Source organism: Nonomuraea monospora, from assembly GCF_039531895.1.
Taxonomy (GTDB): Bacteria; Actinomycetota; Actinomycetes; order Streptosporangiales; family Streptosporangiaceae; genus Nonomuraea; species Nonomuraea monospora.
In genome coordinates, this window is sequence record NZ_BAAAQX010000046.1 from 38,067 (window position 1) to 51,073 (window position 13,007).

A 13,007-nucleotide genomic window follows, 5' to 3' on the forward strand; every position below is an offset into this window, starting at 1 on the left:
GGCCGGACGCGCCCATGGCTGGCCGCATCCAGGGTTCAGGCGCGCGCCCGCCACAACAGGTAGACGAAGTACGGCGTCCCGATGAGCGCCGTGACCAGCCCGGCAGGCACCTGGGCAGGCGCGATCACCGTCCGCCCGAGCGTGTCCGCCAAGCTGACCAGCACCGCCCCGAGCAACGCCGCCACCGGCAACACCCGGGCATGATGCGCCCCCACCAGCGCCCGGGCGGCATGCGGCGCCACGAGCCCCACGAAGGCGACCACCCCGACCGCTGACACGGCCGTGGAGGTGAGCAGCACGGCCCCGGCGAGCGCCCCCAGCCGCACAGGCTCCAGGGGCACGCCCAGGATGCGCGGCGTGTCCTCGTCCAGGGAAAGCAGGTCGAGGTCGCGCCGCAGCCACACCAGCAGCGGCACGACGAGCGCGAGCGCCAGCAGGACGGGCACGAGCTGCACCGGCACCCGCCCGTAGGTTGAGCCGGACAGCCAGGTCAGGGCCTTGGCGGTGTTCCACGGGTCGGACAGGACGATGATCAGCACGGTGATGGCGGTGCAGGCGGCCTGCATGGCGACGCCGATGAGGACGAGCCGGTCGGAGCTGAGCCCGCCGCGCCACGCCAGCCCGTACACGAGCCCGAACGCGACGAGCGCGCCCGTGCCGGCGGCGGCGGACATCGACCAGATGCCGGCCGCCGGCGCCAGCGTGATGAGGGCGACGGCGCCGACGCCGGCGCCGGTGGTGACGCCGAGCACGCCGGGTTCCGCGAGCGGGTTGCGGCACACGGCCTGCACGGCCGCGCCGGCCACGGCCAGTGCGGCGCCTGCCAGCACGGCGGCGCCGACGCGGGGCCACCGCTGGTCGAGCACGTACGTCAGCGCCCGCCCGCTGCGCCCCTGCAGCCAGTTGGCCACGTCGCCGGTGAGCAGCCACCGGTCGCCGCCGAGCAGCCCGAGCACGATCGCGCCGGCGAGGAGGGCGGCGCAGACGGCGACGACGGTGAGGAAGGCCGTGCGGGAGCGGGCCCCGCCGGTGCGGACGGCGGGCGGCTTGCGGGTCGGTCCCGCGTCGCGGTAGCGGCGGGCCAGCCAGATCATCACGGCCGCGCCGATGACGGTGGTGACGACGCCGGGCGGCACCTCCACGCCGGCCTGCGCGCCGAGCACGGCCCGCAGCAGGATGTCGGAGCCCAGCATGATCAGCGCGCCGGCCACCCCGGACAGGGGCAGCAGCATGCGGTGCCGGTGCAGCCCGGGGATGGACCTGGGCAGCAGCCGCACGACGACCGGCGCGCACAGCCCGACGAACCCGATGGGCCCGGCGATGGTCACGGCCGCCGCGGCCAGCAGCACGGCCAGCAGGGTGAGCCACAGGCGCAGCCGCCGCACGTTCAGGCCGAGGACGGTGGCGGTGTCGTCGCCGAGGCCGAGGATGTCCAGCCGGGGCCCGGCCACCACGGCGGCGGCCAGCGCGATGGCGATGAGCGGGCCGAGCTGGGTGACGGCGTCCAGGTCGCTCTGGACGAGGGAGCCGCTGCCCCAGGCGAACAGCCCGGTCGTCTCCTGCTCGAACAGGATCATGACGAGGTTCGTCAGGGAGCTGAGTGCCAGGGACGTGGCCGTACCGGCGAGGATCAGCCGGGTGGTGCCGGTGCGCCCGCCCGCGGACAGGGCCAGCACCAGCGCGGCGGCGCAGAGCCCGCCGACCAGCGCGAGCCCGCCGGACACGGACACGGGGAGCGCCAGCCCGAACGCGGCCGCGGTGGCGACCGCCAGATAGGCGCCCGAGCTGACGGCCAGCGTGTCGGGCGCGGCCATCGCGTTGCGGGCGACGGACTGCAGCAGCGCGCCGGCCACGCCCAGGGCGACGCCGACGCAGACGCCGGCCAGCAGCCGGGGCAGCCGTGAGGCGATCAGCACGCGGGCGGCCTCGTCGGCGTTGCCGGAGTCGCCGCCGAACGGCAGGGCCAGCAGGTCGAGCGCGCCGATGGAGGAGGTGCCCTGGGTGAGGTGCACGGCCGCCACCAGGACGGTGGCGCCCAGCGCGAGGAGGAAGACCCCGGCGGTGCCCAGCCGCCGCAGCGGCGTGGTGGGCGGCGCCGGGGTCAGGACGTCCGTGCTCAACCGGTGAACGCCTTCACCAGAGCGTCGGCGAACTGCTGGCAGGACAGGGGGCCGCCGAAGGTCCAGATCCCGTTGGGCAGCTTGGTGACCTGCTGCTTCTCCACGAACGGCAGCGACTTCCAGATGGCGTTCTTGTCGAGGCCGTCGGCGAAGACGTCCTCACCGTCGGAGGCGTTGTAGAAGAAGCGGGTCTCGGGGTCCTTGAGCACGGTCAGGCCCTCGACGTCGGTGGTGCCCAGGCCCCAGTCGGCGTCGACCTTGCCCGTCCAGGCGTTCTTGAGGCCGAGCTGGGTGGCCACCTCGGAGACCAGCGAGCCCTTGCCGAACAGGCGGATGGAGATGGTGCTGCCCTGCTTCCAGCCGTCGGCCATGATGAACGGCTTGCCTGTGGCGCCGGCGGCGGCGAGCTTCTCCTTGCCGGCGGCCATCGCGGCGTCGAAGTCGCTCATCAGCTTGGTGGCGGTGTCGGTCTTGCCGACGGCCGTGGCGATCAGGTTGAGGTCGTCGCGCATGCGCTTGAGGTTGTCGGTGGCGTCGCTGCCCTTGGCCACCACCACGGGCACGAACTTCTCGAGCTGCGCGGCCAGCTCCTCGTCGTCGGACTCCATGATGACCAGGTCAGGGTCGAGGGCGCTGATGGAGTCGATGCTGGGCTCCTGCCGCATGCCGACGTCCTTGACGGTGGAGTCGAGCTTGGCGGCGGTGTCCCAGGTGGCGTAGCCCTTCACGTCGGCCGCGCCCACGGGCATGACGCCGAGGCTGACCAGCATCTCGGTCTCGCTCCACTCCAGGCTGACGACCCTGGTCGCCGGGCGGTCGAGCTTGACCTTTTTGCCGCGGGCGTCGGTCAGGGTGACGGGGGTGGCGGTGGCCGACGCCGTGCTGCCGGCGGCGGGGGACTGCGTGGTCACGGGGGCCTCTGTCGTGCCGCAGGCGGCGAGGACGACGACGGCGGCGAGGGCTGTCAGGGGAGCCGTCAGGGCACTGCGCATGGTTGTTCCTGTCATGTGGTTGCTGGGACGGTTCTGGTCAGGTGGCTGCTTGGACGGTTCTGCTGTGGCGGCCGATGGGCCGGGTGGTCACGGTGCCGGTCCTCGGGTCGTGGCTGACCTCGATGCGGATGCCGTAGGTGTCGGTGAGGAGTTCCTCGGTGAGTACGTCGGCGGGCGGGCCGTCCGCGCGGATGCGTCCCCGGTGCAGGAGCACGACGTGGTCGGCGATCTCGGCCGCCTGGTTGAGGTCGTGCAGGACGACGCCGATCGCCACGTTGTGCTCGTCGGCCAGGTCGCGGACGAGGTCGAGCAGCTCCACCTGGTAGCGCAGGTCGAGGAACGTGGTGGGCTCGTCCAGCAGCAGGACGCCGGTGTCCTGGGCCAGGCAGGTGGCGAGCCAGACACGCTGCAGCTCGCCGCCGGACAGCTCGTCCACCGGCCGCTGCGCCATCTGGGTCACGCCGGTGAGCTCCATGGCCCGCTCGACGGCGGCGGTGCCGTCGGGGTCCGCCGCCCGCCAGCGCCGCCGGTAGGGGTGGCGACCGTAGCCGACGACGTCGCGTACGCACACGCCGCCGGGAGTGGGGCGGCTCTGCGCGAGCAGCGTCACCCGGCAGGCGAAGTCGCGCGCGGACAGGGCCAGCGCGTCGGTGCCGTCACCCAGCGTCACGGCGCCGCCGTCGGGGCGGTGCAGCCTGGACAGCGCGCGCAGCAGCGTGGACTTCCCGCTGCCGTTGGGGCCTACCAGGGCGGTCACGTGGCCCGGCCGCAGGGTGATGCGACCGTCCTCGACCACGGGGGTGCCGTGGTAGCTGAGGCGAAGCTCCGCGCCGCGGAGAGAGATCTCCTCGGTCATGGGCCTAAGGTTAGGCTAACCTTGCTAAGGATGCCATGCCGGGGTAGGTCACACCTTGTGATCAATCGCTGCACAGCAGCGACAGCGGCTCCTCAGGGGCCGGATCGACCGGCCGGGTCGCCGTCCGCCCGACGTAGCGGACCAGCCCGATGCGAGCACCAGGATCTCCGCCATACCACTCCTCCTTGACAGCACTTTATGTATCGATAAAGTAGCCCGCGTCCTCTGCAGCCATGAAACGAGAACGGTGCCCTGATGAGTGACAACGTCGTGCCCGCTGTCATCAACCTCGACGTGCCCGGCCCGGTGATCAGCCGGCACCTGTACGGTCACTTCGCCGAGCACCTCGGCCGGTGCATCTACGGCGGCTTCTACGTGGGCGAGGACAGCGAGATCCCGAACGAGGGCGGCATCCGCCTCGACGTGGTCGAGGCGCTGAAGGCGCTGAACATCCCGAACCTGCGCTGGCCGGGCGGCTGCTTCGCCGACGAGTACCACTGGATGGACGGCATCGGCCCGAAGGCGGACCGGCCGGTGATGGTCAACACGCACTGGGGCAACGTCGAGGAGAACAACCACTTCGGCACGCACGAGTTCATGGCGCTGTGCGAGCTGCTGGGGACGGAGCCGTATATTTCCGGGAATGTCGGTTCGGGCACCGTCAAGGAGATGAGCGACTGGGTCGAGTACCTGACCCGCGACGGCGACTCGCCGATGGTCCGGCTGCGCAAGCAGAACGGCCGCGAGGAGCCGTGGAAGGTGCGCTTCTGGGGCCTGGGCAACGAGGCGTGGGGCTGCGGCGGCAACATGTCGGCCCAGCACTACGCGGCCGAGGCCCGCCGGTTCGGCACCTACTGCCGCGACCACGGCGACAACAAGCTCTACCGCGTCGCCGCCGGCGCCAACTCCGCCGACTACGGCTGGACCGAGACGCTGATGAAGCAGTACGGCGAGCTGGGCTGCGCCTACCGGCCCACGCACTTCATGCAGGCGCTGTCGTTCCACTACTACACGGTCCCCGGCCCCTGGCACGACAAGGGCGACGCCACCGTCTTCGACGTGGACGACTACTACGCCACGATGGTCAAGGCCGCGCACGTGGACGAGCTGATCACCGGCCACGCCAACGTGATGGACTGCTACGACCCCGGCAAGACCGTCGGCCTGGCGCTGGACGAGTGGGGCACCTGGTGGAACGTCGAGCCCGGCACCAACCCCGGCTTCCTCTACCAGCAGAACACGCTCAGGGACGCCCTGGTCGCCGGCCTGCACTTCGACATCTTCCACCGCCACGCCGACCGCCTGGTGCTGGCCAACATCGCGCAGACCGTCAACGTGCTGCAGGCGATGATCCTCACCGACCCCGACACCAAGGCCCTGGTGCTGACGCCGACGTACCACGTCTTCGAGATGAACAAGGGTCACCAGGACGCCACCTCGCTCCGCGTGGACCTGCGCGAGGAGCTGCCCGCCCGCGAGGTCGGCACCGGCACCCTGACCACCGTGTCGCTGTCGGCCAGCCGCAAGGACGGCAAGGTGCTCGTCTCGCTGTCCAACCTGGACGCCGAGCAGCCCGCCGACGTCGACCTCGACCTGCGCGGCGGCGCCGTGACGGACGTCCGCGCCCGCATCCTCACCGCCGACAAGCTGCAGGCCCACAACACCCCCGACGCGCCCGGCGCCATCGCTCCGCGCGCCCACGAGCAGGTCACCGCCACCGCGACCGGGCTGCGCGTGCACCTGCCCGCCCACTCCTTCGTCACCGTCGAGGGCCGGCTCGGCTGAGCTTTCCCGGCCCGCATCGGCCTGGAGGACCTGCTCACGCCGAGCCCCGCCGCGTAACGTACGGGGGTATGACCCACACTCACGATGAGGACCCGGCGTGTGAGGTGGCCCACAGCGAGGCCCCCGTCGCGGCGGACGGGCGCACCCTGGTCGCCGTCTTCGACTCGCCGGTGGCCGACTGCCTGCTGAGGTTCGGTGCCGAGCTCGGCTACCGCACGGTCCTGTACGAGCCCGACCCGCAGCGCCAGGCCCAGGGCTCGGTACGGGCGGAGCGGCTGGCCGACCACCTGGACGGCACGGCCGACGTGGTGCTCACCGACCACCACCGCGACGAGATCGGCCCGGTGCTGCGCGACGTGCTCAAGTACCCCGTGCGCTGGGTCGGCATCATGGGCAGCGCCCGGCACACCGCCCCGCACGTGGGGGCGCTGGCCGAGCTGGGGGTGCCGCCGGAGGAGGTCGCCCGGGTGCACCGGCCCATCGGGCTGAACATCGGCTCGAAGACCCCGCCCGAGATCGCCGTCGCGACCCTCGCCGGCCTGATCGCCGACCGCAACGGCCGCCCGGGCGGGTTCCTCTTCTAGGCGCTCACAGGTTCCGGACGAGCGCCAACCGCCGCACCCCCGTCAGTGTCGGCGTGGGGATGAACAGCACCGGGTCGTCGGGATCCGTCCTGAGCCGCTCGAACCGGTCGAGCAGGATGTTCAGCGCGATCCGCCCCTCCAGCCTGGCCAGCGGAGCGCCGAGGCAGAAGTGGATGCCGCGCCCGAAGGCGAGGTGCGGGTTCGGGTCGCGGTGCGGGTCGAACGCCTCCGGGTCGGGGAACTGCCGGGGGTCCCGGTTGGCCGCCCCGAGCCAGCACATGACCATCTGGTCGGCCGGGATGGTCACGCCGCCCAGCTTCACCTCGCGGGTGGTGGCCCTGCCGAGCGCGGCGAACGGCGTGAACAGCCGCAGCGCCTCCTCGATGACGGCCGGGATCGAGGCGCGGTCGGCCCGCGCCCTGTCCTGCTGCTCGGGGTAGGCGTCCAGGCACAACACCGTGTTGCCGAGCAGCATCGTCGTGGTGATGTGCCCGGCGAGCAGCAGCAGGATCGCGAAGTTGACCACCTGGTCGTCGGGCAGGCGCTCGCCGTCCACCTCGGCCTCGACCAGCCTGGTGAGCAGGTCGGCGCGCGGCTGCCTGCGGCGTTGCGCGGCGTGCCCGGCCAGGTAGTCGGACATCTCCTTCCACGGCTTCATCACTGCCTGGAGCTCCGCCTCCCGTTCGTCCGACGGCCGGTTGACCGAGACCTTGGCGTCGCTCTGGAACAGCGCGTCGGCCCACCGCTTGAACAGGGCGCGGTCGCCACTGGGCACCCCCAGCAGCTCGGCGATGACGATAACGGGCAGGGGATAGGCCAGGTCGCTCACCAGCTCGAACCGCTCCCGATCACGCGCCGCGTCGAGCAGCTCATGGGTGAGCGCGGCGATTCTGGGCTCGAGATCCGCGACGACCTTGCGCGTGAAGGCGCTGCTGACCAGCTTGCGTAGCTTGCCGTGCTCGGGCGGGTCGATCTGGGTGATGAAGCCGTCCAGGGAGAAGTCGTCCTTGGACGGCATCATGGACGCGGGGACCACCCGCATGGTGTCGGAGGAGAACGCCGCCGGGTCGCCGAGCACCTCGTGCAGCTCGGGGTGACCGTAGACGTTCCACATTCCGGCGTCGGCCGAGAACTCCACCGCCGGGCCCGATCGGGGCCCGTGCAGCCAGAAGTGTTGTACGGGGATGTCGTACCTTTCGACGATGTCGGCCATCGCCACTCCTTGTCGGTTGTCAGGATGACGCGTCGCGGTACTCCTGCCAGCGGTGCAGCATCTCGTCGCCGTCCTGCACGGTGAAGGCGAAGAAGTCCCTGGTCTCCTCCAGCCGGACGCGCTGGGCGGCCCGGCTCTCGTCGAGGATCGACAGCCCGTACTCGAGCGTCTCCAGGCTCTGCTTCACCAGCCCGAGCTGGACCCGCAGGATCTGCGCCCACCCGCCGCCGACCGCGCGGTAGCGGTGCTCGCGGCCGGCCGTGGGGACACGTTCGATGATGCCTCCCGCCTCCAGTTGCCTGGCGACCGTGCTGACGGCGGTCTTGCTCAGGCTGAGCTCCGCCGCCAGGTCGGTGAGCGAGGGGTCGGGAGGGTCGCAGATCATCAGCCACGCCCAGAGGCGGCCCATGGAGCGGGTCGCGCCCAGGCGCTCCATGACCAGGCCCATCCGATCGACGAACTCGCTCTCCGAAGGCTTCACGGGCGACAACTCCGCAACGATCGTCAAGTACGTACTTTACGTACGGTATGCCGAGGACCGTGAAGTGAGAAGGGCTGGAATCAGCCGGTCTGGCCCGCGACCTCGTCGACCCGCACGAACGTGGCGCCCTGGGCGGCGGCGCGCGCGCCGAGCACGTGCCCGTCGCACATCCGCGTGACCGTCCCCGCCTGGTCGATCACCTTCCACGTGGCCGGCTCCTCGCACGGCCGGCCGAGCCGGTCGTAGCTCCAGGTCCGGTGGCACACGCGGCACTCGGTGATGCCCGCCCGGGAGGAGAGCGTGTTGCCGTGCTCCGCGCACACGCCCCACGGCAGGCCGCATGGCCGCACCTGCAGCCTGGCCAGCTCGGCCGCCGCCCGCTGCAGGTCCTCGGCGGCCCTGGCCAGGTAGCCCGCCGCCTGCCGCGCCTCCACCAGGGGGTCGGGCTCGGTGCCCGGTGAGCCGCCGCAGAGTGCCCAGACCTCGGCGGTGAGCGCGTCGGCGCGGGCCGCGAGCGCACGCAACTGCTCGGGTGTGACGGTCATGCGGGCTTCCATCTCGCGAGGGCCGTCGCCGGTACGGCCGGGGAACTGGTCGCTGAACTGGACCCTACGTCCTCGGGGCCGCCACCGCGTTCACACCCCGTCACGGCCCTGCTTTGGCGCGCAGGATGCTGTAGCGGCCCGAGGTCGGGGTGACCTCCTCCAGCTCCCAGCCGCCCGCCCGCAGCAGGTCGCGGTACTGCGCCTCGGTACGCTCACGGCCGCCCAGCAGCACCAGCATCGCCAGGTCGGACAGGTGCACGTGCGACGGCGTCCACGGCTCGGGCAGCAACATCTCGACCAGCAGCAGCCGGGCGCCGGGCGGGGCGGCGCGGCGGCAGGTCGCCAGGATGCGGACGGCGTGCTCGTCGTCCCAGTCGTGCAGGATCCACTTCAGCAGGTACAGGTCGCCCTTCGGGACCTCCTCCAGGAAGTCGCCGCCCACCAGGTCGATCCGTTCGGCCAGCGGTGAGCCCTGCAGCCGCTGCCGGGCCGCCTCGATCACCGGCGGCCGGTCGAGCAGCACGCCCGTCGCGGCCGGCGCCTTGTCCAGCAGGGCCGCGAGCAGCACGCCGTAGGCGCCGCCGACGTCCACGAGCCGTTCGTGGGCCGAGGGGTCCACGGTGGCCGCGACGTCGGCGGCGACCTGCGCCGACTGCTCTCCCATGCCCAGCGCGAAGTGCTCCGCCTCGTCGGGATGGGCGGCGAGGTGCTCCCAGAACGTCCGGCCGAGCAGCGCCGGCGCGACCGGCTCGCCGGTCTGGACCGCCTGCTCGAACTCCCCGACGAGCCGCCACACCGTCGGCGAGCCGTAGGCGACGGCCAGCTCGCGCAGGGCCGTGGGGGAGTCGGAGCGCAGGCACTCGCCCGCCTCCGTCAGCCGGTAGTGGTCCGGCTCCGTCTCCGTCAGCAGTCCGGCGGTGGCGGCGGCGCGCAACAGCCGCAGCAGGGCGCCGGGGTCGGCGCCGACCGCCGCCGCGAGGTCCCGCGCCGAGCGCGGCCCTGCGGCCAGTTCGTCGGCGACGCGCAGCCGGGACAGCACCACGATGATCTGGGTGTGCCAGAAGCCGCTCAGCAGTTGCAGGACGTGCTCCGCTGGTTTCCCGCCGTCGGCGTACGACATGGACTCACTATGACATCCGGAGCTGATGGTGTCATCGAAGAGTTTTGCCCGAAATTTCGGTTAACGGTCCGCGGTACACGCCCCGCCCTGCCATGCCCGCCTCGCGGCCTGGAGGGTGCTGATCGCGTACTTGGCGTATCGGCGAGCGGTCTTGACCCGCGGCGCCGCCTCGCCGATATTCGCGATATCCCGCCGCTCGGCCTTGAGGACTGTTCATGAGGATCGTGGAACTCGTCTCCGTCGATGGGTACGTCGCTTTCGACCTCGAATGCCCGATGAGCGCGGGCGGTACGCGGCTCGCCCCCGACGTCACCCCCGGCGAGGCCGGGCTGCTGGCGCGGGCGATGACGTACAAGCTGGCCGTGCTGGAGCAGCGGATCGGCGGCGCCAAGGCGGTGCTGCGGGCCACGGACGACGAGCGGGACGTCACCCTGGCCCGCTACTGCGCGGAGATCGCCCCGCTGATCGAGAAGGGCGACTTCGTCACCGCCTCCGACCTGGGCACCCGGACGCAGGACTTCACCTCGCTGCCCGACTACCGCGCGGACTCGCTGATGCACCAGGAGGTCGGCGGCGAGCTGGTCGACACCATGGTGACCGGGCTCGGCGTGGTGGTGGCCGCCGAGACGGCGCTGGGCGGGCTGGCGGGGCGGACGCTGGCGGTGGAGGGGTTCGGCAAGGTGGGCGGCGCCGTCGTGCGCGAGGCCGCGGCGCGTGGCGGGCGCGTCGTCGCGCTGTCCACCCTGTACGGCTGTGTCGCCGACCCGGCCGGGCTCGACGTGGCCGCCCTCCAGCGGTTGCGCGCCGAGCACGGGGACGCCTGCGTGACCCGGCTAGGGCTGCCCGTGCTCCCGGCCGGGGCGCTGTACGAGGTGGCCGCCGACGTGCTCGTCCCCGGCGCCCGCACCGGGACGCTGACCGCGGAGCGGGCCGCCCGGGTGCGCGCCCGCGTGGTCGCCCCGGCGGCGAACGTGCCCTACACGGCGGCGGGGCTGAGTACGCTGCGCGAGCGCGGCGTGCTCACGCTGGCCGACTTCGTCTGCGGCGCCGGCGCCACCATCGGCTACCTCGCCGACCGCGCCGGCCAGGCCCGCGACGCGGACACCGCCCGCGCCCTGGTGGAGGAGCGCATCGCCCGCCTCACGGCCGAGGCGCTGGAGCACCCGGGCGGGCCGTTCGCCGGGGCGTGCGCGGTGGCCGAGCGCTTCATGGCCACCTGGCGCGACCCCAGCGGCCTGCCCGACGGCCCGCCGCTCGCCCCCGACCCCGAGGGCTGATCTCTCCTAGGTAAACCGCTTGCAGCCGATGATGGCGCACCCGCGGTTCCCCGTCAAACCCTCTGGGCCAGGCATGACACAGGCCTTGACTTCGCCATGCGTTCATGGTCCCATCCCGTCTATGTAAACGCTTCAACCCTCTTGGGTTTCGCCCGGGTTACACCACGAGCCCGGTACCCCCGTCACCAAGGAGGTCATCATGCACGTCCCCCGCCGCTTACGGGCCGCCGCCGCGGCGCTGCTCTTCCTCACCGCCGTCCCCCGGCCCGCCGAGGCCGAGGCCGCGGTCGCCGCCCGTCCCATGGAGAGCCTGGACCGCGGCGTCGTGGCCGTCCGCCGCAGCAGCACCGAGGTGCTGATCACCTGGCGGCTGCTGGGCCTGGACCCGGACGGGATCGGCTTCAACGTCTACCGATCGACCGCCGGCGGCGCGGCCGTCAAGCTCAACGCCGAGGTGCTGACCGGCGGCACCAACTTCACCGACTCCACGGCCGACCTCACCCGGCGCAACAGCTACTACGTGCGGCCGATCATCAACGGCGTCTGGCAGCCCGCGAGCGCGTCCTTCCTGCTGACCGCGAACCACGCCGTCGAGCCGGTGGTCCGCGTGCCGCTGCGCCCCGGCGGCCCGATCAAGTACACCTGGGTCGGCGACCTCGACGGCGACGGCGCCTACGACTACGTGCTCGACCGGCAGACCAGCCCGCAGACGATCGAGGCGTACAAGAGCGACGGCACGTTCCTGTGGTCGGTCGGCATGGGGCCGAACAGCACCGACCAGGACAACATCGAGGGCGGCTCGGCCACCATCGACGTCGGCCACTGGGACGGCGCGACGGTCTACGACCTCGACGGCGACGGCCGCGCCGAGGTGGCGCTGAAGGTCGCCAACGGCGTCGTCTTCGGCAACGGCGCCACGTACACGGGCGGTCAGACCGACACCCACCAGGCGATCGCCATCCTCGACGGCCGCACGGGGGCGCCCCGCGCCACCGCGCCGGTGCCGGCCGACTACCTCTCCGACGGCCCGATGGGCGCCCGTTTCGCCGTCGGCTACCTCGACGGGGTCACGCCGAGCCTGGTGGCGTACCTGAAGAACCGGGTCGGCAGCGGCGGCTTCAACCTCATGATGACCGCCTGGAAGTTCACCGGCACCGCGCTGACCAGGCAGTGGAAGTTCCTGCGCGGCAACCAGGACCTCCCCGACGGGCACAACACCCGCGTCATCGACGTGGACGGCGACGGCAGGGACGAGGTCGCCGAGATCGGGTTCGTGCTCAACGGCGACGGCACCCTGCGTTACTCGCTGTCCGACGAGGGCGTCGTGCACGGCGACCGGTGGCACCTCGCGGACCTGGACCCGTCCCGCCCGGGGCTGGAGGGCTACGGCGTCCAGCAGGACAACCCGAGCGGCCTGCGCGAGTACTACTACGGCGCCAGGAACGGCAACCTGCTCTGGACCCACACCGGCGACGGCGTCGCGGACGTCGGCCGGGGCATGGCCGCCGACATCGACCCGCGCCACCTCGGCATGGAGACGTGGGCCTTCGACGGCGTCTACAACGCCCGCACCAATACGCTCACCCAGGCCACCGGGCCGTGGCCGCACCTGCGCGTGTTCTGGGACGGCGACCTGGGCGCGGAGCTGTTCAACGACGGCAAGATCGAGAAGTGGGACCCGGCCACCGGAGGCGTGGCGCGGCAGGTGACCACTTGGAACCACGGCGCGGCCAACGTCGGCACCCAGTACCCGACGCTCGTCGGCGACCTCTTCGGCGACTGGCGCGAAGAGGTCGTGATGACCAGCCCGGCCTACGACGAGCTGATCGTCTTCACCACCGACAGGCCGACGGACACCAGGCTCTACACGCTCGCCCACAACCCGGCCTACCGCAACGACCTGACCGTCAAGGGCTACCTGCAGGACCACCACGTCGACTACTACCTCGGCACCGGCATGACCACGCCGCCCCGCCCGAGCATCGCCTACGCCGGCAGCTGAGCTGCCTTCCCCCTGCTGCACCCAAGGAGTTG

At 72.1% G+C, this 13,007-nt stretch carries 11 protein-coding genes; 4 read left to right on the plus strand and 7 right to left on the minus strand.

What is annotated here, in order from left to right; all coding sequences use genetic code 11:
* Nucleotides 1–35: 35 nt before the first annotated feature.
* The 3 genes from ABD331_RS51785 to ABD331_RS51795 are packed head-to-tail and all read right to left on the minus strand — an operon-like array spanning nt 36 to nt 3,968.
* The gene (locus ABD331_RS51785; RefSeq protein ID WP_344493357.1) at nt 36–2,120 is read right to left on the minus strand and encodes an iron ABC transporter permease; all 2,085 of its coding nucleotides are present in this window, start codon (nt 2,118–2,120) and stop codon (nt 36–38) included.
* A complete protein-coding gene (locus tag ABD331_RS51790; protein ID WP_344493359.1) occupies nt 2,117–3,112 on the minus strand; it encodes an ABC transporter substrate-binding protein in 996 nt (331 codons plus the stop codon). Before ABD331_RS51790 ends, ABD331_RS51785 begins: the two co-directional genes overlap by 4 nt.
* Nucleotides 3,113–3,149: 37 nt before the next feature.
* The gene (locus ABD331_RS51795; RefSeq protein WP_344493361.1) at nt 3,150–3,968 is read right to left on the minus strand and encodes an ABC transporter ATP-binding protein; all 819 of its coding nucleotides are present in this window, start codon (nt 3,966–3,968) and stop codon (nt 3,150–3,152) included.
* Nucleotides 3,969–4,223: 255 nt separating this feature from the next.
* Between ABD331_RS51795 and ABD331_RS51800 the strand changes: the two genes are divergently transcribed.
* Nucleotides 4,224–5,753, plus strand: a complete 1,530-nt coding sequence (locus ABD331_RS51800) for an alpha-N-arabinofuranosidase (protein WP_344493363.1) — start codon at nt 4,224–4,226, stop codon at nt 5,751–5,753.
* A 68-nt stretch (nt 5,754–5,821) separates the two neighbouring features.
* A complete protein-coding gene (locus ABD331_RS51805) occupies nt 5,822–6,337 on the plus strand; it encodes an XdhC family protein (protein ID WP_344493364.1) in 516 nt (171 codons plus the stop codon).
* A gap of 4 nt (nt 6,338–6,341) precedes the next feature.
* On the opposite strand, the gene ABD331_RS51810 is transcribed toward ABD331_RS51805, so the two are convergent.
* The 4 genes from ABD331_RS51810 to ABD331_RS51825 form a co-directional block, all read right to left on the minus strand.
* A complete protein-coding gene (locus tag ABD331_RS51810) occupies nt 6,342–7,550 on the minus strand; it encodes a cytochrome P450 (protein ID WP_344493366.1) in 1,209 nt (402 codons plus the stop codon).
* Nucleotides 7,551–7,569: 19 nt separating this feature from the next.
* The gene (locus ABD331_RS51815; RefSeq protein WP_344493368.1) at nt 7,570–8,058 is read right to left on the minus strand and encodes a GbsR/MarR family transcriptional regulator; all 489 of its coding nucleotides are present in this window, start codon (nt 8,056–8,058) and stop codon (nt 7,570–7,572) included.
* Between the two features lie 53 nt (nt 8,059–8,111).
* A complete protein-coding gene (locus tag ABD331_RS51820) occupies nt 8,112–8,576 on the minus strand; it encodes a hypothetical protein (RefSeq protein ID WP_344493370.1) in 465 nt (154 codons plus the stop codon).
* A 100-nt stretch (nt 8,577–8,676) separates the two neighbouring features.
* Entirely contained in the window at nt 8,677–9,696 is a 1,020-nt protein-coding gene (locus tag ABD331_RS51825) for a methyltransferase (RefSeq protein ID WP_344493372.1), read from the minus strand.
* A 215-nt stretch (nt 9,697–9,911) separates the two neighbouring features.
* Between ABD331_RS51825 and ABD331_RS51830 the strand changes: the two genes are divergently transcribed.
* Together ABD331_RS51830 and ABD331_RS51835 are read left to right on the plus strand one after the other, a co-directional pair.
* Nucleotides 9,912–10,973: a Glu/Leu/Phe/Val dehydrogenase dimerization domain-containing protein gene (locus ABD331_RS51830; protein WP_344493374.1), complete on the plus strand. Its 1,062-nt coding sequence runs from the start codon at nt 9,912–9,914 to the stop codon at nt 10,971–10,973.
* A gap of 199 nt (nt 10,974–11,172) precedes the next feature.
* Nucleotides 11,173–12,975, plus strand: a complete 1,803-nt coding sequence (locus ABD331_RS51835; RefSeq protein WP_344493376.1) for a rhamnogalacturonan lyase family protein — start codon at nt 11,173–11,175, stop codon at nt 12,973–12,975.
* The last annotated feature ends 32 nt before the right edge of the window (nt 12,976–13,007 follow it).

Excerpts from the sequence above, each read along its gene's own strand:
- ABD331_RS51830 (WP_344493374.1), top strand. The coding sequence starts at position 9,912 with ATGAGGATCGTGGAACTCGTCTCCGTCGATGGGTACGTCGCTTTCGAC.
- ABD331_RS51825 (WP_344493372.1), bottom strand. The coding sequence starts at position 9,696 with ATGTCGTACGCCGACGGCGGGAAACCAGCGGAGCACGTCCTGCAACTG.
- ABD331_RS51805 (WP_344493364.1), top strand. The coding sequence starts at position 5,822 with ATGACCCACACTCACGATGAGGACCCGGCGTGTGAGGTGGCCCACAGC.
- ABD331_RS51835 (WP_344493376.1), top strand. The coding sequence starts at position 11,173 with ATGCACGTCCCCCGCCGCTTACGGGCCGCCGCCGCGGCGCTGCTCTTC.
- ABD331_RS51810 (WP_344493366.1), bottom strand. The coding sequence starts at position 7,550 with ATGGCCGACATCGTCGAAAGGTACGACATCCCCGTACAACACTTCTGG.
- ABD331_RS51800 (WP_344493363.1), top strand. The coding sequence starts at position 4,224 with ATGAGTGACAACGTCGTGCCCGCTGTCATCAACCTCGACGTGCCCGGC.
- ABD331_RS51795 (WP_344493361.1), bottom strand. The coding sequence starts at position 3,968 with ATGACCGAGGAGATCTCTCTCCGCGGCGCGGAGCTTCGCCTCAGCTAC.
- ABD331_RS51820 (WP_344493370.1), bottom strand. The coding sequence starts at position 8,576 with ATGACCGTCACACCCGAGCAGTTGCGTGCGCTCGCGGCCCGCGCCGAC.
- ABD331_RS51790 (WP_344493359.1), bottom strand. The coding sequence starts at position 3,112 with ATGCGCAGTGCCCTGACGGCTCCCCTGACAGCCCTCGCCGCCGTCGTC.